This is a genomic window from Paenarthrobacter sp. UW852 (assembly GCF_024608385.1).
Lineage (GTDB): Bacteria > Actinomycetota > Actinomycetes > Actinomycetales > Micrococcaceae > Arthrobacter.
In genome coordinates, this window is sequence record NZ_JAMSGY010000006.1 from 1 (window position 1) to 20,021 (window position 20,021).

Genomic DNA, 20,021 nt, shown 5'->3' on the forward strand with positions numbered 1-20,021 from the left:
CCACCCCCACCCCCGGCCCAGGTTCCACGCCACGGCCGGCTCCGGTAATAGTCGCCGTTCCGGTGCCACATGACGGTGGCGGACGCGCCGATCACTTGACCCAGCCCGCCGTCGTCGAGCATTTTACGCATAGCCTGCGGCGTCGCGTTGTAGCGGTTCTGGAAGCAAACGGCGATTTTCGCCGGACTGCGCTCGGCCACCTCGATCAGCCGCTTGCCCTCCGCCAGCGTGTGCGCGAGCGGCTTCTCGACGATCACATTGACGCCGCGCTCAAGGCAGTCGGCGGCCACTGAAGCGTGAAGATTATGCGGCGTACAGATATGCACGACGTCGGGCCGCACCTCGTTGAGCATCTCCAGATAGGCCGCGTACCCGGGTACGTCGTGGGCGGCTGCCGCCGCCATCAGCCGCGCCGGGTCGGTGTCGCACACCGCCACGAGTTGGACGTCGTCCATTGTGGCGATCGCTGCAAAGTGGACGGTTGAGATGTCACCGCAACCAATGATTGCCGCTGTAGTCATTCCTGCTCCTTCGAAGGATGATGCACTGTCCAGGTGGCGCCCTTTGTCAGGCGAGGGTGACGCCGTTCGTTGCTGCGAGTCCAGCGAAGGCGCGGGCCGCGACGCCAAAGGCGACCGGGCCGGAGTAGCCGCCCAGCTCGTGGGCACTGGCAAGGTGCGGTTCCAGCGAAGCGAAGCCCGCGTACCCGTCAGCTGCGAGTGCGGCAATGGTTGCATCCAGTTCCCCGTCGCCCTCACCGGACGGAACCACTTCACCGGTGGCAGCGATCGCATCCTTGACCTGGAGGTATTCAAGGTACGGGCGCAGCATGGCGTAGCCCTCGGTGTACGGCTTGACTCCCACCTGGACAAAGTTCGCGTTGTCCCAGGCAACCCGAAGCGCCGGCGAGTTGACCGTTTCCATGATGTCCAGGACGCGGTCCGGCGTATCACCGAAGATGCCCTTTTCATTCTCGTGAAGAAGGACGACGCCGGCCGTCGCTGCTACCTCTGCCAGCGCAGACATCCGCTCCATGACTGCATCGCGGATGTCTTCCTGGCTCTGTCCCTCAGCGCGATAGAAGGAGAAAATCCGAATGTACTTGGTCTCCAGCGCTTGGGCGACCGAAATGATCTGCCGGAGCCGGGCCACCTCGTGTTCCACCGGCAGGGTGACATCCACCTTGCCGATCGGACTGGCGACGGCGGAGACTTTGAGGCCCTTTTCATCGAGGATGGCCTTGAGCCGTTCGACGTCGGCCGGCGCAAGTTCGGAGACGTTGGTGCCCCACGCGCTACGAACCTCGATGTGGCTGGCACCGAGGGCCAGCAGCACGGCGGCCTGGATTGTGGGATCGGGATCTACTTCGTCGCCGAAACCGGACAGGTTCCACACGGCATTGGGTTGAGTCACGAAATCTCCTAAGTAGTCCTGTGGCAGCTCCGGCGGGGCCCGGTGACGCAGTTCACAGGCAAGTCATGTTCCCCACGAGTTTAGCCACCTTGGCACAGCCTTGACAACCGATTGCCATTCTCTGCCAAGTTGTGGCACTCTTGATCAACGGTGTGGCACTTGTCACAGCCGCATGATCTGACGTTCAGAGAGGAACGCCCATGGCGACGCAGCCCGTGGCTGCAGGCAGGCCTGCAACCATCCATGACATTGCCGCCCTATGCGGCGTCGCGGCATCAACCGTCTCCAGGGCCCTCGCCAATCCGGACCGCGTCAACATCCGCACCCGTGAGCGCATCCAGGCAGCCGCCGCCGAACTCAATTACACCCCCAACTCCCAAGCTAAAGCGCTGAGCTCAGGCCGGACCGGAGCCGTGGGGGTCCTGGTACCGGACATCACCAACCCGTTCTACTTCGACCTCATCCGGGGAACGCAGCTCCAACTCAAGGCAGCCGGGTACACGCAGCTGCTGGTGGACACCGAAGAATCTGACGAAGTCGAGGCAAGCACGCTGGAGCAGCTGCGCAAGAGCGCTGATGGCGTGATCGTTGCAGCGTCCCGACTCAACGACGAAGCCCTCGCCGATGCTGCCGCGCGGATGCCCATGGTCACCGTCAACCGCGACGTCGACGGCGTCCCGGCAGTCCTTATCGACACCCCCTCGGCCATGCCTCAGGCCCTGGACCATCTGATTTCACTGGGGCACACGTCCGTTGCCTACGTCGGCGGGCCGGCTGTATCGCAGTCCAGTGCCCGACGCTGGGGTGCCCTGTCCGCGGCCGCGGAAAGCCGCGGCGTCGAGGTCCGCAGCCTCGGTCCGTTCGCCCCCAAAACCCAGTCCGGTGCCGCCGCCGCTGACGCCGCCGTACACAGCGGCGTCACGGCGTGCATCGTATTCAACGACCTCATTGCCATTGGCATGCTGCAGAGACTCCGGGAACGGGGACTGCGGGTGCCGGAGGATATGAGCATCGTGGGATGCGATGACATCTTCGGCGCGGACTTCTGCAATCCACCTCTAACCACCATGAGCTCGCCCATCGAACAGGCCGGACGGGTGGCAGTTTCCATGCTCCTGGCCCAGTTGAACCCGCTGGCCGGCGGCGGAAACCGCAGCCGCTCCATCATGCCTACACATCTCACAGTCCGCGGCTCAACAGGTGCGGCACCCTCCGTATAGGCCGAATCACGACGCAATATGGTTGAGCCTTTGTGACCGGGCTGACTAGTGTGGAACACATGCGCGAACTCCAGGCCAAGATCATTGAGGAAATGGGCGTCCAGCCCCGGATCGATCCTGCGGAGGAGATCCGCAAGCGGGTCGCCTTCCTGAAGGACTACCTGAAAGCTACCGGCACCAAAGGGTTCGTTCTAGGTATCTCAGGGGGCATCGACTCTTCGCTTGCCGGCCGCCTGGCCCAATTGGCCGTGGAGGAACTGGAAGCCGACGGCGTGGACGCGAACTTCGTTGCGGTCCGTCTCCCCTACGGCATCCAGCATGATGAAGACGACGCCCAGGCAGCTTTGGACTTCATCAAGGCCAAGACCGAATGGACCTACAACATCTCCCAGGCCGTGGACGGCTTCGAGGAAGAGTTCGAAAAGACCACCGGTGCGCCCATCTCGGACTTCCACAAGGGCAACACCAAGGCCCGCGCCCGCATGATCGCCCAGTATGCGCTGGCCGGCGAGCACAACTACCTGGTCATCGGCACGGACCACGGCGCTGAGTCCGTGACGGGCTTTTTCACCAAATTCGGCGACGGCGGTGCGGACATCCTGCCGCTGTTCGGCCTCAACAAGCGCCAAAACCGTGCACTCCTGGCCGAACTCGGGGCCCCTTCCCGCGTGTGGGAAAAGGTGCCCACGGCGGACCTCCTGGACGACAAGCCCGGCCGGACCGATGAGGACGAGCTCGGCATCACCTATGACCAAATCGACGATTACCTTGAGGGGCGCGAGGTACCCGAGGCAGTTGCGGAGATCATCGAGCAGAAGTACCTGCGCACGCGCCACAAGCGCACGGTTCCGGTGACCATCTTCGACACCTGGTGGAAGTAGCCCACCCTCTAACCACATCGGCCTAAACCACGACGGCGGGTGCCGGATTCCGTACGGAAGTCCGCACCCGCCGTCGTGCTTTAAGCACCCTCTCTCACATCCCACCCCCTTCCCCCAAACGCTCACTCACAAACCCTTGACGTCGCGATAGATACCGATATATCGTTAACTATCGCCGATACTCCTTCGGCGTAACAACAACCGAAAGGACGATGCTGCTATGAAAGGCATCAACGAACACGACAACAATTTCCCGGATCACGGACATGGACACCCTGAGCACGAACACGGCCGGGGCCGCTTCAATCGCGGCAAGGGTCGTCGCGGTCCGGGCGGCCACGGCGGGGGTGGATTCGGTCCCGGCGGCTTCGGCCCAGGATTCGGCCCTGGTGGTTTCGGACCCGGCTTCGGCCCCAGGGGTTTCGGCCCCGGCGGATCCCGCCGGGCCAACCGCGGCGACGTCCGCGCGGCTATCCTCTCCCTGCTGGCAGAGGCGCCGTCCAATGGATACGGGCTGATCAAGACCATCGCCGAGAAGACGTCCGGAGCCTGGCGCCCCAGCCCGGGCTCGGTTTATCCCACACTGCAGCAGCTGGTCGATGAAGAATTGATCGTCGCTGTCGGCGAGGGACGCCGCACCGAATTCACACTTACTGAAGACGGCAAGGCCTACATCGCCGAGCACGAAGAAGAGCTTGCCAATGCCTGGAACACCGAGGCAGACGGCACCGGCGCCGCGTTCCACCAGAGCGTCGGAAAGCTCATGGGCGTCATCCACCAGTTCCGGGCGGCGGCCACCGACGAACAGCGCCAGGCTGCCATTGAAAAGCTGGACGAGACCCGTCGGGCGCTCTACCTGATCCTGGCCGACTAATGCCTGCCGAAGCCCCCTTGACCTTGACGTAACGTCAACCTCTACTGTCGAAAGTACAAGCACAGGACGGGGGACGGATGGACTGGTCAATCCAGGAAATCGCGAAAATGGCAGGAACCACCAGCCGCACGCTGCGTCATTACGACGACATCGGGTTGCTGAAACCCAGCCGGACCGGCCATAACGGCTACCGCTACTATGACGGTCCGGCACTGGTTCAGCTCCAGCGCATCCTCCTGCTCCGGGAACTGGGCCTCGGCCTGCCGGCGATTGCCGAAGTGCTCCATCGCGAGACGGACACCGTCAAAGCGTTGAGCAGCCACCTGGAATGGCTCGCCCGCGAGCAGGACCGGCTTACCCGGCAGATCGCGTCCGTCCGGCAAACCATCGACACATTGAAAGGGGATGGAAAGTACATGGCACAGGACATGTTCGACGGCTTCGACCACACTCAGTACAAAGATGAGGTGGAGGAGCGTTGGGGTAAGGACGCCTACGCCACCAGTGATTCGTGGTGGCGCAGCATGAGCCCCGACGAGAAGCAGCAGTGGAAGGATCGCCTGCAGAAGTTGAGTGCCGACTGGATTGCCGCTGCCCAATCCGGCGTTTCTCCCGGGAGCGCCGAGGCGCAGGATCTTGCCCGACGCCACGTTGAGTGGCTGCGCGGCATACCGGGAACCCCGACGGCGGCACCCGGCGGAGACGTCAAAGGTTACGTCACGGGACTCGGCGAAATGTACGTGGCGGATCCTCGCTTCGGCGCCAACTATGGCGGGGAGGCAGGGGCGACGTTTGTCAGGGATGCCCTGCGGGCTTACGCGGAAGAGAACCTGTAGACGGTCAGGATGCGCCGACCCGAGTTAGGCAATAGTCTGGCCGAATGGGTACAAGCACCGCTAAAACCGGCGAACAGGCTGACAGACAGACGCGCATCCTGGAAGCGGCCCTGGAACTGCTGTCCCGCCACGGCATTTCCGGCATCAACATGAGGGCGGTCGCGCGTGAAGCCGGCGTGGCACTGGGACTGGTGAATTACTACTACGAAGACAAGTCGAGCCTGATCAGGGCGGTGCTGCACCAGATCGAAGAGCACGACCTCCTGCTGGTGGAGCCGGCCCCCACCTCAGCCCCGGATGAGCAACTCCGGGAATCACTCCGGCGGGTCGCCGACCCCGGGCTCCTCACAACGCCATATTTGTCACTCCGCCTCCACTTGTGGGCCCTGGCCCAGGCGCACGAGGACTTCGCGCAGATCAACGCAGCGGCCTTTGACAGGTATCTCCAAGGGCTTGCGGCGTTGATCGGCAACGCCGTTCCCGGGCTTTCCGTGGATGAATGCAAGGACCGGGCGTCCGACATCGTCGTTGTGCAAAACGGCATGTGGCTCACCACCCTGCTGGGCATAGACAAGGCAGCCATCGAGCGGGGAATCGCGCGCACGGAAGAGATTGCGTTCGCCCCTGGCAGCTAAAGACCGTTATCGGTCCTGGCTACTTTTCGTCGCCCCAGCGAGCCAAGGCGTCGATAGCTTCACTAAGGGCGCGTCCGCGATCGGTCAACGCGTAAGCGCGGGTGTTGTGCCGGAGCGGCAGCCGGACCAGGACCCCGGCGGCCTCGAGCTCCCGCAAGCGGGTTGCCAGCATGTTGGTTGGCACACCAAGGTCGCGTTGAAGGTCACCGTAGCGCTGTGGCCCGTCGAGGAGGCGTTCCACAATGAGCAGCGCCCACCGTGCTCCGACAATGTCGAGGGCAGCGGCGAGGTTGCTCACGCCGTGGGATCGGTATCCGGCTTCATCCAAAACGGCGAGTAGTGGTAGCCGTCGGGGTCGTCGAATTGGCGTTGGTACATGAAGGGGTAGTCGTCGGTGTCACCGATCCGCCCACCGGCAGCTGCGGCGCGCTCAATGATCTGGTCCACCGCCTCCCGGCTGTCCATGTCGAAGGAAACGGTGACTTTGGAGGGGGTTTCGGGTCCACCGATGAGGTCCTCGGATCCCCCAACGCTCGCATACATCTCGCGGCTGCCGAGCATGACGTACTGCTCTGGCGCGATCTCGAAGCAGGACACGTTGTGGTCGGACATCTTGGTGTTGAGGGTCCAACCGAGAGCGGTATAGAAGGCGGTGGCGCGTTCGACGTTGTCGACGGGGCAGGTGATGAAAAGGCTCATGTGGGCCATACTTGCAAAATGCAAGTAAGCCGTCAACCCCCACCGGGAAACGGATACCCGGGCTACTCCACCGTCACCATCACCGACGGCCAACCCGAGGCTCCATCGGGCACCGGATCGGCGCGCTTTTCGGTCTGGGTTTCACCCGTGCCGTCGGTGGCACGCGCTTTGACGTAGTGGATGCCGGGTGTGGCATCCCATTCGTAGGACCACTGACGCCAAGTGACCGTGGAGGCTTCGGTGGAGAGGGTTGCCTCCACCCATTCGCCGTCGTCGATCTGCACTTCCACCTTGGTGATGCCGCGCGTCTGGGCCCAAGCGGTACCACCCACAGCTACCTTCCCTGGCGGGAACTTCGCGAAGGACTTCGGTACGTCCACACGTGCCATGGTCTTGATGGGCCCACGTTCCGACCATCCGCGCTCAGTCCAGTAAGCCTTGCTGTCCGCGAAGCGGGTGACTTCCAGATCCACCACCCATTTGGTCGCGGAAACGAATCCATACAGCCCCGGAACCACCATACGTACGGGGTATCCGTGTTCCACCGGCAGGGGCTCACCGTTCATACCGATGGCCAGCATGGCGTCGCGGTCATCCTGCAGGACATCCAGCGGAGTGGAGGCGCTAAAACCGTCAATGGACTTTGAGAGCACCATGTCCGCGCCCTCCTTCGGCTTGGCCCTTTTCAGGACTTCGCGAATGGGGAAGCCCAACCACTTGGCGTTGCCGGCCAGCTTGCCACCCACAGGGTTGGAGACGCAGGTCAGGGTGACGTGGGATTCGATCAGGTCCGCGTCCAGCAGGTCCTGGAAAGTCAGGGTGACCTCCTGTTCCACCATTCCGTGCACCCGGAGTGACCAATCTTTGACGTTGATCTCCGGGACACTCAGGGCCGTGTCAATGCGGTAGAACTCGTTGTTCGGCGTCAGCCAGGGAAAGACTCCCGGAACCGGAGACTGGACCCCGGCGGGCACGGCGGCGGCGGCCTTGACCGGCGCCGGGAGGCGAAGGGCGTCCCGGGCCTGCGCAACATTGTTGCGCGCGGCGCTCAGAAGCCTGCCACCGGTTGCCGCTATTCCTGCCGCGACTGCGGCAACCCCTGCCGCAGCGAAGAAGCGACGGCGGCTGGCGCCGGCGCCCCCAACCCGGCTATCGGCGTCGGCCGCTATGTCAGAAGGAGCTTCCGGCCACGCCTTCAGTCCCCACAGCGGCACCATGAGCCGACGCAGGACGATGAGGCCGGCGATCGTTCCCAGGACGGAAGGGATGGCATCGACGGGCCCCACACCTGCGCGGGTCACGACGGAAGCCACTATTACCGTGCCCATGAACAGCACACCCAGGACCCCGAGGGCCCACTTCCGGTAGGCCACTATGCCCAGGACGCAGGCCAGCAGGGCGATCGTCAGGCCCATGCCTACGAACAGGGCGGCCTTGTCGTTGGTACCGAACGTAGCGATCGCGAAGTCCTTCATCCACGGGGGCGTGAAGTCGATGAACGTGGAGCCAAGGGCGAACACCGGCGTTGCCCTGGCGGTGAAGAAGGCGCCGATCAGCTCCGCAACGGCGAGTACGACGGCGGCCGACACCACGCCTGCCAGCGCGGCCATGGTTTGGGGGCCTTTATTCCGGAGTCCGAGCTTATTCATGACAGTGGTTCGTAGCGGGCGGGAGCGGGGATGGGTGCCGACCCCTCATGACATACAACGGCACTTTGAACAGATGTTCATATTTTCCTTGAACAGGTGTTCAAGATGCATTAGCCTGCTCCGTATGACCCAAGCCACATTTTCCGATTCCGCCTCCACCCTCTTCATCAACGGCCGGTGGGAGCCGGCAGCGTCCGGCACGGTGCGCGAGATCCATAATCCGGCCGACGGCGAACTGGTCGCCACGGTGTCCGAAGCCGGCCGCGAAGATGCCGAGCGCGCCATCGCCGCAGCCCGGGCTGCCTTCGATTCCGGAGTCTGGTCCTCCGTCCCGGCTCCTGAACGAGGAGCGTTCCTGCTCAAGGTCGCCGCAGAACTGCGCGAACGCCGCGAGAAGTTCGCCCGCGCCGAATCGCTGGACACCGGCAAGCGCATCGTCGAAAGCCGCATCGACATGGATGACATCGCCGCCTGCTTCGAATATTTCGGACGCCTGGCCGGGCAGTCGGCGGGCCGGGTGGTCGATGCCGGGGACCCCGCCGTCGTCAGCAGAATCGTCTACGAACCTGTTGGAGTGTGCGGCCTGATCACGCCGTGGAACTACCCGCTGCTGCAGGCCGCGTGGAAGATCGCTCCTGCGCTGGCCGCCGGCTGTACTTTCGTCCTGAAGCCCGCCGAGCTGACCCCGTCCACCGCAATCCTGACCATGCAGTTGTTGAAGGACCTGGGCCTGCCGGACGGCGTCGCCAACCTGCTGACCGGTCCGGGAGTAAAAGCGGGCGCACCCCTTTCCGAGCACCCCGACATTGACCTGGTCTCCTTCACCGGTGGCCTGGAAACCGGCAAGCGCATTGCCGCGGCTGCAGCCGGCACCGTGAAGAAGGTGGCGCTGGAACTTGGCGGCAAGAACCCCAACGTCGTCTTCGCGGACGCTGACTTCGACGCCGCCGTCGACAATGCGCTGAACGGCGCCTTTGTGCACTCAGGCCAGGTCTGCTCCGCCGGGGCGCGGCTGGTGGTGGAGGAATCCATCGCCGAGCGCTTCGTCGACGAACTGGTCCGCAAGGCCAATGCCATCCGCATTGGCGGGCCGTTCGACGAGTCCGCCGAAACCGGACCCCTGATTTCAGCGGCCCACCGCGAGAAAGTTGACGCTTACGTCAAGCGCGGCGTGGCCGAAGGTGCGCGGCTGCGGTGCGGCGGCGCGGCCCCTGAAGGCGAACAGTTCGACGCCGGTTTCTACTACCAGCCCACCGTCCTGGACCGCGTGACCAGGGGAATGTCCGTTGTGATCGACGAAGCTTTTGGACCGGTAGTAACAGTGGAAACCTTCCGCACCGAGGACGAAGCCGTGGCCACCGCCAACGACACCATCTACGGGTTGGCAGGCGCAGTCTGGACCCAGGATGCCGGCAAGGCCCAGCGCGTAGCGGGCCGCCTGCGGCACGGCACGATCTGGATCAACGACTACCACCCTTACCTTCCGCAGGCCGAATGGGGCGGCTTCGGCCAGTCCGGCGTCGGCCGTGAACTCGGCCCCACCGGTCTGGGCGAGTACCAGGAAGCCAAGCACATCTACCAGAACACCAGCCCCCAGGTGACCGGCTGGTTCGCAGACCACGGCAAGGAGAACTAGATGCACGTCGACAACATAGAGAGCCTGGGCAACCGCGGGTTCGATTACGTCGTCATTGGCGGAGGATCTGCCGGGGCTGCCGTCGCCGCCCGGTTGAGCGAGGACCCCGCGGTCACCGTGGCCCTGGTGGAAGCCGGCCCGGATGACCGCAACATCCCCGAGATCCTGCAGCTGGACCGCTGGATGGAACTGCTGGAATCCGGCTACGACTGGGACTACCCGATCGAACCCCAGGAGAACGGCAACTCCTTCATGCGCCATGCCCGCGCCAAGGTCATGGGGGGCTGCTCCAGCCACAACTCCTGCATCGCTTTCTGGGCTCCCCGCGAGGACCTGGACGAATGGGAGTCAAAGTACGGAGCAACCGGCTGGAATGCTGCTGCCGCCTGGCCTTTGTACCAGCGCCTGGAAAGCAACGAAGACGCCGGACCGGAAGCACCACACCACGGCAACAACGGCCCGGTCCACTTGATGAACGTTCCTCCGAGCGATCCCGCCGGGGTGGCGCTTCTGGATGCCTGCGAGCAGACGGGCATTCCCCGCGCAAAGTTCAATGACGGCAACACCGTGATCAACGGCGCCAACTTCTTCCAGATCAACCGCCGCTCTGACGGGACCCGCTCCTCCAGCTCGGTCTCCTACATCCACCCCATCGTCGATCGTGAAAACTTCACGCTGCTGACCGGCCTGCGGGCCCGCCAGCTGGTGTTCGACGCGGACAAGCGCTGCACCGGCGTTGATGTGGTCGACTCCGCTTTCGGCCGGACGCACAGGCTGGACGCGCGACGCGAGGTCATCCTGTCCACCGGTGCCATTGATTCCCCCAAGCTGCTCATGCTCTCCGGCATCGGCCCGGCAGAACACCTGGCCGCGCATGGCATCGAGGTCCTGGTGGATTCCCCCGGCGTGGGCGAGCACCTGCAGGACCATCCGGAAGGCGTGGTGCAGTATGAGGCCAAGCAGCCCATGGTGCAGACCTCCACGCAGTGGTGGGAGATCGGCATTTTCACACCCACGGAGGAGGGCCTGGACCGCCCCGATCTGATGATGCACTACGGTTCCGTGCCCTTCGACATGAACACCCTGCGCTATGGCTACCCCACCACGGAGAACGGCTTCAGCCTCACCCCTAACGTCACGCACGCCCGTTCCCGCGGAACGGTCAGGCTGCGTAGCCGGGATTTCCGCGACAAGCCCATGGTGGACCCCCGCTACTTCACCGATCCGGAGGGCCACGACATGCGCGTCATGGTGGCCGGCATCCGCAAGGCCCGGGAAATCGCGGCGCAACCGGCCATGGCTGAGTGGACCGGACGTGAGCTCTCCCCCGGTGTCGAGGCACAGACGGACGAGGAACTCCAGGACTACATCCGCAAAACCCACAACACCGTCTACCACCCTGTCGGTACCGTCCGGATGGGACCGGTGGAGGACAGGATGTCGCCCTTGGATCCTGAACTGCGGGTCAAGGGAGTTACTGGGCTTCGCGTGGCCGACGCCTCCGTCATGCCCGAACACGTCACCGTCAACCCGAACATCACTGTCATGATGATCGGCGAGCGCTGTGCCGATCTCATTAAGTCAGACCTCATCAACGACAACCGGACGGAGGAACCCACGACGGCGGAAGCCGACTTCAGCTTTTCTGTCGCCTGAACAGGCGCCCTGCTTTAAGACCCACGCAACAAACAATGGGGGAACAGCCGGAGGCACAAAGAGGTGCCCGGTTTTGATTTCGACTGCGGCCAACGGCGGCCGCAGGTAATCACCATTCATGCACGTCTGAACTAGGAGTTCGCATGTCAGAACCCAGCAAATCAGGACCCTGCAAGAGCGATGCAAGCGGTATGGACGAGTTTGGCTATGCCCAAACCCTTGACCGCAGCATCGGTAAGTTTGCCAGCTTCGCGGCCGGCGTCAGTTATATCTCCATCCTCACCGGCGTTTTCCAACTGTTCTACTTCGGATTTTCGACGGCGGGGCCCGCCTACGCCTGGTCGTGGCCCATCGTCTTTGTCGGCCAGTTGATGGTCGCCTTGTGTTTCGCCGAACTGGCCGGACGTTATCCGGTGGCAGGATCGGTCTACAACTGGGCCAAGAGGCTCTCCAGCGGAACGTGGGCCTGGCTGGCGGGCTGGTTGCTGCTGCTCTCCTCCATCATGGCCCTGGGCTCCGTTGCCTTGGCCCTCCAAATCACCTTGCCGCAGATCTGGAGCGGCTTCCAATTGGTGGGCGATGGAACCGGCCCTTACGACTTTGCGGTCAACGGGGTGATCCTGGCCAGCATCATGATCGCCATCTCCACGCTCATCAACGCGTTCGGGGTGAAGCTCATGACCATGATCAACAGCGTGGGCGTGTTCGTGGAACTGGTCGCGGCGGTCCTGCTGATCGTGGCCCTTTTGTGGCACGCCGTGCGGGGCCCGGAAGTCCTCCTGGACACGGCCGGGTTCGGCGAAGGGCAACCCCTGGGCTTCTTCGGAGTGTTCCTGATCGCCGCCATGGCTTCGGGTTACGTCATGTACGGGTTCGACACGGCGAGCTCACTGGGCGAAGAGACCAAGGACCCCAAGAAGACGGCGCCCAAGGCCATCCTGCGCGCTGTCACGGCGTCCTTCCTTCTGGGCGGCCTGCTCCTGCTGGGCGGAATACTGGCCGCGCCGGACCTCTCCGACCCGAAGATCGGGGCTGCTGACGGCGGGCTGCAATACATCGTGCTGTCGGTGCTCGGCGGACCCTTCGGCAAGGCGTTCCTGGCGTGCATCGTCGTGGCTGTAGTGGTGTGCACGCTGGCCGTCCACGCGGCTGCCATCCGGATGATGTTTGCCATGGCCAGGGACAACAACCTTCCCTTCAGCCGCCAGCTCAGCAAGGTTCACCCCACCCGCAAGACGCCTACCGTGGCGGCTATCGTCATCGGCGTGGTGGCAGTGATTCCCCTGCTGGTCAACATCTCCCAGCCGGCCATCTTCACCATCCTCTCCAGCATCAGCATCGTGCTGATCTACCTCTCCTACCTGCTGGTTACCGTGCCTATGCTGCGGCGCCGGTTCCTCAAGAAGTGGCCCCTGAAGGACGACGGATCGGAACCCGGGTTCAGCCTCGGCAAATGGGGACTGCCCGTGAACATCCTCGCGGTGCTCTGGGGCGGCGCCATGACACTGAACCTGGTGTGGCCACGGCCGGAGATCTACAACTCGGTGCCGCCCTTTGAGTGGTACCTGCAATGGGGCGGTGTCATGTTCGTCGCGGCAGTAGTCATCGGCGGAACACTGCTATACCGCCTCCGCATCAGGCACCGGACTGGCGTGCTGGCTGAACACGCAGCCGCGGCCCCCTCCCCGGACCCGGACCTGGTGGCAGCCCAAAACTCCTAGCGTGCAGCCTCAGACGAACGCCGACTTTCCCGTCACTGCCCGGGCAACAATGAGCGAGTTGATCTCGTAACTGCCCTCATATGTATAGAGGATCTCGGCGTCTCCGAAGAGCTTGCCCATCTCGTAATCCGTGGTGATCCCGTTCCCACCCAACAATGAGCGGCCCATGGCCACCGAGGAGCGTGCCAGCCGCGTGGTGGTGGCCTTGCACATGGCAGCCTGGACCATTTCGAGCTTGCCTGCCTGCTGGATCCGGGCCAGTTCCACCATCATGGAAAGCGACGCGTTGGCGTTGCCGAGGATGTCCGCGAGCTGCTGTTGCACCAACTGAAACTTGGCCAGTTCCTTGCCGAACTGCCGGCGCTCCAGCGCGTAGGCACGGGCAATGTCGAAAGCGGCGAGCTGGATTCCCGCGGCCTGCCAGCCAACCCAGGCCCGGGAATCACGCAAGAGGTCATTGGCCCGGGAGAATTCCGAGGCCCCGGGAAGGAGATTTGATTCAGGAATGCGGACATCATCCAGCATGATGTCCGCATTCTGCATGATGCGAAGGCCGATCTTGTTGGAGATCTTGGTGGCCGTGAAGCCGGCCCGGTCCGTTTCCACGATGAAACCCTTGATGTGCCCGTCGCCCTCATCGCGGGCCCAGACCAAGGCGAAGTCTGCAATGGTAGCTGCCCCGATCCAGCGCTTGGCACCGTTGATGACCCATTCGCCGCCGTCGCGCCGCGCCGTCGTCGAGAGTCCTCCGGCAATGTCCGATCCGTGGTCCGGTTCGGTGAGCGCGAAGGCACCCAACTGGGTGAAGGCTTCAAGGCCCGGCAGCCACTTCTGCTTTTGCTCGTCAGAGCCGAGCTCGTTGATCATGCCCACGATGAGTTCGTTGTGGATTCCCACCAGGGCCGAGAGGGACACGTCCGCCCGGGCGATTTCGGTGTACATGAGGCCCTTGAAGAGCTTGGTGGAACCGTCGGTCTGAAGCCCGCCGAGCCCGAACTTGGCCATATCTGCGAGTAACCCGAAGGGGAATTCCTCGCGGTTCCAGTAGTCGATGCTGGCCGGGCGGATGCGCGCCTGCAGGAATTCCCGGATTTCGAGGTACCGCGTGCGCTCCTCCTCGGGCAGGAGATCGATGACGTGCATCAGGTCCGCCTCCGGATAGGGAGGGAGGACGTGTTGTGGTGCCGTGCCATTCGTGGTGGTGCCGGCAGCTTTTTCGTCGAGCATTGGACCCCTTCGTCATGTCCCGTGCAGGCTCTTCCAAACCCTTGGATGTCCTAGTATATTGCAAGGTGATGTGGATCACTAGGCGGGGGCTGTGGCGAGGACGCCAGGCCAACCCCAAGGCGAAAGGCGGACTATGACAGTCACAGAAGACTTCCGTGCGGCCCGCGACCGGCTGCTGGAGCTGCGCGAGGACTACAAACTAGCGCACGCAGAATTCCAGTGGCCACGCTTTGAATACTTCAACTTCGCCCTCGACTGGTTCGACCACATCGCTGCAGATGAGGCCAGGGGCTCCAAGCCGGCATTGGTGATCGTGGAACAGGACGGCAGTTCAACACGGCGCACCTACCGCGATCTGTCGGAGCGGTCCTCCCAGGTCGCCAACTGGCTTCGGAGCCAGGGGGTCAAGCGCGGCGACCATATGATCATCATGCTCGGCAACCAGGTGGAACTCTGGGAACTCATGTTGGCCGGCATCAAGCTGGGCATCGTCATGATTCCCACCACCACCCTCATGGGCGCCCGCGACCTCCAGGACCGGGTGGAGCGCGGCGGGGCGGCTTGGGTCGCCGTCGGAAGCGCCAACATCGGCAAGTTCGATTCCGTGCAGGGTGATTACACCCTGATAGAGGTCGGCGCGGAAGGCAGCAACGGGCAGGCCAAACAGTACGCTGACTCGTACGACGCCGACACCGGCTTCACGCCCGACGCCCCCACCCGCGCCGATGAAACGCTGCTCCTCTACTTCACCTCCGGCACCACCTCGCGGGCCAAGCTGGTGGAGCACACCCACACCTCTTACCCGGTGGGCCACCTGTCCACCATGTACTGGATCGGCCTTGAACCCGGCGATGTCCACCTCAACGTCGCATCCCCAGGCTGGGCCAAGCACGCCTGGTCCAATGTCTTCACGCCCTGGATCGCCGAGGCCTGCGTCTTCATCTACAACTACGACCGCTTCGACGCTGCCGCCCTCATGAACCAGATGGGCCGCGAGGGCGTCACGAGTTTCTGCGCTCCGCCAACTGTCTGGCGGATGCTCATCCAAGCCGACCTCACGCAGCTCACCAGCCCGCCCAGCAAGGTGGTTTCGGCCGGCGAGCCCCTGAACGCCGAAGTGATTGGCCAGGTGGAGAAAGCCTGGGGCGTCACCATCCGTGACGGTTTCGGGCAGACAGAGTCCACGGTCCAGATCGCCAACACGCCTGCCCAGGCGGTCAAGATCGGTTCCATGGGACGGCCGCTGCCCGGCTACGACGTGGTGCTGGTTGACCCGGTCACCGGGCAGGAAGCCGACGACGGCGAACTCTGCTTGCGCTTGGACCCCCGGCCCGTGGGACTCATGAAAAGCTACTTCGGGGACGAAGCGAAAACCGCCGAAGCCTTCCGTGACGGCTACTATCACACAGGCGACATGGCCAGCCGGGACGCGGACGGCGTCATCACCTACGTTGGCCGGGACGATGACGTGTTCAAGTCCTCCGACTACCGCTTGTCGCCTTTCGAACTCGAAAGCGTCCTGATCGAGCACCCCGCAGTGGCGGAGGCCGCCGTCGTGCCTTCACCTGACGCGGTGAAGCTGTCGGTGCCCAAGGCTTTTGTGGTCCTGGCGGCCGGCTACGAACCCGGCCCCGGCGTCGCAGAGGACATCCTCCGCTACTGCCGCGAGCATCTGGCCCCGTTCAAGCGCATCCGACGACTCGAATTCGGTGAGCTGCCCAAAACAATCTCGGGCAAGATCCGCCGTGTGGAGCTCCGCGGGACGGAAGTGGCCCGGCATGGCGACGGTCCGCTGCCGGCAGGTTTGGGCGTGGAGTACACCGAGGAAGAGTTCCCGAATCTGAAAGACTAGCCAACCAAGCAACCGAAGGAGGCCCATGGGCACCCCACTCCCCCGCGATCCCATTGCCGATGCCCAGCGCAACTGGGAACGGCATGGTTGGGGCGATGTCGCCGCGCCCATGGCAGCCATCACCGCGATCATGCGGACCCAGCAAATCCTGCTGGCACGCATCGAGACAGTGCTAAAGCCTTTTGGCCTGACCTTCGCGCGCTACGAGCTGCTGGCACTGCTCAGTTTCGCCCGGAGCGGCGCGCTGCCCATGAACAAAGCAAGCGCGCTCCTGCAGGTCCATCCGACGTCGGTGACCAACGCCGTCGACCGTCTCGAAAAGGCCGCCCTGGTGGCCCGTTCACCGCACCCGACCGACGGCCGCACCACACTGATCGAGCTCACCGCAGATGGCCGCAGCCTGGCGAAGAAGGCGACGGCGGCGCTCAACGCCGAAGTTTTCGGCAAGTCCGGTTTCGGGGACGACGACGTCGATCACCTCATCCGCGTCCTGGGCACCTTCCGCAGGGATGCCGGGGACTTCACGGACGAGTGACCTGATCGGGTCAGGGCAACGCAATTCCGGTGTGGTGCTCAAGCTTCTGAAGGAGCACGTACTGGAACCCGGGATCGGCAGCAGCCCGGTGAGCCTTTTGGACTTGGCGGTGGTACCAGTACGCCCCTGATCGCGGCTTGATGCTGTCTGCCTCAGCCGTGGCAAGCCACTCCTGCGTTTGATGTCCCTCCACAAGACTGTCCGGCGCTCCGGAGCCGCCCATTCTGGTGGGAACCCACCCCGGATCCACGGCGTGCGCCATCAATTCCGGGTACTTGGTGGAGAGGGCCATCGCCAGTGAAGTCACATAGAGCTTGCTGTCCGCGTAAGAACTGCCTCGAAGCGCGGGCCGCCCGAAGTCCAGGGCATTGATGTCAGCAGACCCGGACAAGTGCATCGAACTGCTAAGGAAGATCGACCGGCTGGGTGGGGTCATGAGAGCCGTAAGAACGTACGGGGCAACCACGTTGACGGCCAAGACATCCGGACCACTCAGGACCCCGGCGTTGTGAATGACGGCATCGAAGCGGCCTAGATCGTTGGCAGCTTTGGCGAGATGGACCGTCTCGTCCAGGCTTCCTAGATCGCCAAACAGGACGTGTTCCACGCGCCCACGAATGTTCTGTCGGGACAGACGGTCCGGGTTTCGGGCGTGGAGCACTATACGGTGCCCCGCCGCGGCGAGCGCGTTCACGGTTTCCAGCCCGAGCCCGGACGAAGCGCCGGTGACGAGGAGGAGTGACATGGTTACCTGTCCTTGAGTCGGGGGTCTACCACGAATAGGCTTGCGGGGCTTCGCCCGGGCCGGGCCATATCCGGTCGAGCCTTTCCAGTGTTCCAGCGTCCAACGCCACTGACACCGCGCCGAGGTCCTCCCGGAGCTCCTCTACCGTCCGGGGGCCCACAATGGCGGCGGTGACTACCGGGTTCTGTAGCAGCCAGGCGATGGCCACCTCCGTTGGCTTAGCTCCAATTTCGTGGCACAGGTCTTCGTAGGCTTGAAGTTGACCACGCCGGGCCTCGAGATCCGGGTGGGTCTGTCCGTTGCCCTTTGCGACGGAAGCGAGTGCGCCTGTCAGCAGGCCTGCGCTCAGCGGGCTGTACGGGAGGAGCCCTATACCCAAGGCGCGCAGGGCAGGAATGAGTTCCATTTCCACTGTCCGTTGGGTGAGGTTGTAGAGGCTCTGCTCTGAGCTCAAGCCCATGAAGTGCCGGGCTGAGGCAGCGGATTGGGCAAGGGCGATGTCCCAGCCGGCAAAGTTGCTGCTGCCGACGTAGCTGATCTTGCCGTCACGGACCAATTGCTCCATTGCCTGCCAGATTTCTTCCCATGGGGTGCTCCGATCAACATGGTGCATCTGATAGAGGTCGATGTGATCGGTCTGGAGGCGTCGCAGGCTCGCTTCGCAGGCCCGGCGTATGTGGTACGCCGAGAGGCGCCTATCGTTGGGGCCCAGTCCCATCGGCTGGTAAACCTTGCTCGCCAACACAATGCGGTCACGGTGACCGGTCCGCTGCAGCCACCGGCCGATGATCTCCTCCGATATCCCGTAGCCCTTGGCCATATCCGGAGTCTGTATGCCCCCGTAAACATCTGCCGTGTCAACGAAGTTGATTCCCGCGTCAATGGCGGTGTCCATGATCGCGCGGCTCGTTTGCTCGTCAGCGGTGTAGCCAAAGTTCATGGTGCCGAGTCCGATCCGGCTGACCTTCAACCCGGTTCTACCCAGGTGCCCGTACGTCATGGTGTGAGTCATGCCGTTCAGCCTAGATGCGTGCCGTGCCGTGAGGGAGTCCCTTGGAGGACCTCCCTTAAGCGGGACTCCCTGGTGCTCTGCAAACCTGATGGTGTGGAGATATGACCACCACACTTTCCACAACCAAGAGCCGCCGGTTGCCAATGGTGACCTATGTTTTGGCTGCGGGTGTGTTCCTGATGGGAACCACCGAGTTCATCGTTGCGGGCATCCTGCCGGACATCGCCGGCGACCTGGGTATCTCCGTTGCCGACGCGGGTCTCATGATCACTGTTTTTGCTGTCGGCATGATCGTTGGCACTCCCACGATGGCGATCCTGACGCTCAGGCTGCCACGCCGCCTGACGCTCAGCCTCGCACTGGTGGTCTTCGCGATGGGTCACCTGATGGCGGCGCTTTCCCCGGACTTCACGATCATTCTCGGTGCGCGTTTCCTCACGGCGTTGGCGACGGGCGCTTTTTGGGCGGTAGCCGCCGTCGTGGGTGCAAAAGCCGCAGGCGCTGCGGCGTCCCGCGCGTTGGGCGTTGTTTTGGGCGGCGGCATGCTCGCCAACGTCGCGGGTGTTCCCCTCGGTGCGTTTGCCGGCCAGGTCATTGGCTGGCGGGGACCGTTTTGGGTGCTCGCAGCCTTGGCGCTGGTAGGTGCGGTTGCGGTCTATCGATTGGTTGCCGCGGATCCGCACTCTGGACACACGCCGTCGGTGCGTGCAGAGCTGGCAAGTATGCGCGATTCGAGGGTGTGGCTTGTTCTTGGGGGCTGTGCAATCGTCTGCGGATCATCCTTGGCTGCCTACACCTTCATCTCCCCGTTGCTCACGGAGAACACCGGACTTGCCGCAGCCGCGGTTCCCCTGGTGTTGGTGGTTTACGGCGTCGGGGCGTTTATCGGTTCAACCCTGGGTGGCCGCTTCGGCGCCCAGCACCCCTATCCGGCGCTCTTCATCCCGGCAAGCATGACCTTTCTGGTGCTCGGTGCCCTGTTCATGTTCTCCAGCTACGCCTTGGTCACTGTGGTGCTGATCTTCCTGTTGGGTCTCTTCGGCATGGCCACCAATCCAATTCTTATTGGCAAGGCCGTTGGATATGCCGGCCATGCGCCCACTCTGGCTTCGGCGCTCAGCACCTCGGCATTCAACCTGGGCACGGCCATGGGATCGTGGATTGCCGGCTTCGCCCTGGAATCGGCGTTGGGAGCCAGCGGTCCGGTATTGGTGGGCACGGGCATCGCCGCGCTCTACTTCCTGCCCCTCACAGTGCTGATACTGAAGGATCGGAAGCTGCGAAGAAGCCTTCCGTCTTCTCCGCAAAACCTCCACCGACCGCAATCAGAAAATCCGTGACCTCGCTCGAACGTTGGTGGACGGCGTCGGCATCTGCCACAAAAGCCAACACTCGCGGAAAGCCCGGGTGGACGTCATCCACTGAGGGTT

Annotated in this window: 20 protein-coding genes; 12 read left to right on the forward strand and 8 right to left on the reverse strand. The window is 63.5% G+C overall.

What is annotated here, in order from left to right; translation table 11 throughout:
• The coding region (locus tag NEK97_RS11625; protein ID WP_257370082.1) for a Gfo/Idh/MocA family protein at positions 1–521 on the reverse strand (521 nt) is incomplete at its 3' end.
• A gap of 46 nt (positions 522–567) precedes the next feature.
• Positions 568–1,413 (reverse strand): sugar phosphate isomerase/epimerase family protein, encoded by an 846-nt coding sequence (locus tag NEK97_RS11630; protein WP_257370083.1) that lies wholly within the window; start codon positions 1,411–1,413, stop codon positions 568–570.
• 200 nt (positions 1,414–1,613) lie between these two features.
• On the opposite strand from NEK97_RS11630, the gene NEK97_RS11635 reads away from it, so the two are divergent.
• From NEK97_RS11635 to NEK97_RS11655, 5 genes are all read left to right on the forward strand, one after another.
• The gene (locus NEK97_RS11635; RefSeq protein WP_257370084.1) at positions 1,614–2,633 is read left to right on the forward strand and encodes a LacI family DNA-binding transcriptional regulator; all 1,020 of its coding nucleotides are present in this window, start codon (positions 1,614–1,616) and stop codon (positions 2,631–2,633) included.
• A 59-nt stretch (positions 2,634–2,692) separates the two neighbouring features.
• Positions 2,693–3,514: an ammonia-dependent NAD(+) synthetase gene (gene nadE, locus NEK97_RS11640; protein ID WP_257370085.1), complete on the forward strand. Its 822-nt coding sequence runs from the start codon at positions 2,693–2,695 to the stop codon at positions 3,512–3,514.
• Positions 3,515–3,734: 220 nt separating this feature from the next.
• Positions 3,735–4,388: a PadR family transcriptional regulator gene (locus NEK97_RS11645; RefSeq protein ID WP_257370086.1), complete on the forward strand. Its 654-nt coding sequence runs from the start codon at positions 3,735–3,737 to the stop codon at positions 4,386–4,388.
• 77 nt (positions 4,389–4,465) lie between these two features.
• Positions 4,466–5,224 carry a MerR family transcriptional regulator gene (locus NEK97_RS11650; protein ID WP_257370087.1) on the forward strand — a complete coding sequence of 253 codons (759 nt, stop codon included), beginning with the start codon at positions 4,466–4,468 and terminating at the stop codon, positions 5,222–5,224.
• A gap of 44 nt (positions 5,225–5,268) precedes the next feature.
• Entirely contained in the window at positions 5,269–5,859 is a 591-nt protein-coding gene (locus NEK97_RS11655; protein WP_257370088.1) for a TetR/AcrR family transcriptional regulator, read from the forward strand.
• Between the two features lie 19 nt (positions 5,860–5,878).
• Here NEK97_RS11655 and NEK97_RS11660 read toward each other — a convergent pair whose 3' ends face one another.
• The 3 genes from NEK97_RS11660 to NEK97_RS11670 all read right to left on the reverse strand — a co-directional run bounded on the left by NEK97_RS11660 (position 5,879) and on the right by NEK97_RS11670 (position 8,207).
• Positions 5,879–6,157, reverse strand: a complete 279-nt coding sequence (locus tag NEK97_RS11660) for a helix-turn-helix domain-containing protein (RefSeq protein WP_257370089.1) — start codon at positions 6,155–6,157, stop codon at positions 5,879–5,881.
• Entirely contained in the window at positions 6,154–6,558 is a 405-nt protein-coding gene (locus NEK97_RS11665; protein WP_257370090.1) for a VOC family protein, read from the reverse strand. The genes NEK97_RS11660 and NEK97_RS11665 overlap by 4 nt, the downstream gene beginning before the upstream one ends.
• Positions 6,559–6,620: 62 nt before the next feature.
• Positions 6,621–8,207, reverse strand: a complete 1,587-nt coding sequence (locus NEK97_RS11670; protein WP_257370091.1) for a molybdopterin-dependent oxidoreductase — start codon at positions 8,205–8,207, stop codon at positions 6,621–6,623.
• A 124-nt stretch (positions 8,208–8,331) separates the two neighbouring features.
• Here NEK97_RS11670 and NEK97_RS11675 point away from each other — a divergent pair, with 124 nt between their 5' ends.
• The 3 genes from NEK97_RS11675 (at position 8,332) to NEK97_RS11685 (ending at position 13,220) form a co-directional block, all read left to right on the forward strand.
• A complete protein-coding gene (locus NEK97_RS11675) occupies positions 8,332–9,843 on the forward strand; it encodes an aldehyde dehydrogenase family protein (protein WP_257370092.1) in 1,512 nt (503 codons plus the stop codon).
• Positions 9,844–11,499, forward strand: coding sequence for a GMC family oxidoreductase (locus NEK97_RS11680; RefSeq protein WP_257370093.1), 1,656 nt, complete (start codon positions 9,844–9,846; stop codon positions 11,497–11,499). It begins immediately after the preceding gene.
• A 143-nt stretch (positions 11,500–11,642) separates the two neighbouring features.
• Positions 11,643–13,220 carry an APC family permease gene (locus NEK97_RS11685; RefSeq protein WP_257370094.1) on the forward strand — a complete coding sequence of 526 codons (1,578 nt, stop codon included), beginning with the start codon at positions 11,643–11,645 and terminating at the stop codon, positions 13,218–13,220.
• A gap of 9 nt (positions 13,221–13,229) precedes the next feature.
• Here NEK97_RS11685 and NEK97_RS11690 read toward each other — a convergent pair whose 3' ends face one another.
• Positions 13,230–14,447 (reverse strand): acyl-CoA dehydrogenase family protein, encoded by a 1,218-nt coding sequence (locus NEK97_RS11690; RefSeq protein WP_257370095.1) that lies wholly within the window; start codon positions 14,445–14,447, stop codon positions 13,230–13,232.
• A gap of 133 nt (positions 14,448–14,580) precedes the next feature.
• Between NEK97_RS11690 and NEK97_RS11695 the strand changes: the two genes are divergently transcribed.
• Complete coding sequence (locus NEK97_RS11695; protein WP_257370096.1) at positions 14,581–16,299, forward strand: AMP-binding protein; 1,719 nt, start codon at positions 14,581–14,583, stop codon at positions 16,297–16,299.
• A 25-nt stretch (positions 16,300–16,324) separates the two neighbouring features.
• A complete protein-coding gene (locus NEK97_RS11700) occupies positions 16,325–16,834 on the forward strand; it encodes a MarR family winged helix-turn-helix transcriptional regulator (protein WP_235521386.1) in 510 nt (169 codons plus the stop codon).
• A gap of 10 nt (positions 16,835–16,844) precedes the next feature.
• Here the strand turns inward: NEK97_RS11700 and NEK97_RS11705 are convergent, their stop codons facing one another.
• A complete protein-coding gene (locus tag NEK97_RS11705; protein WP_257370097.1) occupies positions 16,845–17,579 on the reverse strand; it encodes an SDR family NAD(P)-dependent oxidoreductase in 735 nt (244 codons plus the stop codon).
• A 25-nt stretch (positions 17,580–17,604) separates the two neighbouring features.
• Positions 17,605–18,579, reverse strand: coding sequence for an aldo/keto reductase (locus NEK97_RS11710; RefSeq protein WP_257370330.1), 975 nt, complete (start codon positions 18,577–18,579; stop codon positions 17,605–17,607).
• A gap of 113 nt (positions 18,580–18,692) precedes the next feature.
• Between NEK97_RS11710 and NEK97_RS11715 the strand changes: the two genes are divergently transcribed.
• Positions 18,693–19,931 (forward strand): MFS transporter, encoded by a 1,239-nt coding sequence (locus NEK97_RS11715; protein WP_257370098.1) that lies wholly within the window; start codon positions 18,693–18,695, stop codon positions 19,929–19,931.
• A complete protein-coding gene (locus NEK97_RS19955) occupies positions 19,861–20,016 on the forward strand; it encodes an ANTAR domain-containing protein (RefSeq protein WP_374111532.1) in 156 nt (51 codons plus the stop codon). The genes NEK97_RS11715 and NEK97_RS19955 overlap by 71 nt, the downstream gene beginning before the upstream one ends.
• Positions 20,017–20,021 lie beyond the last annotated feature (5 nt).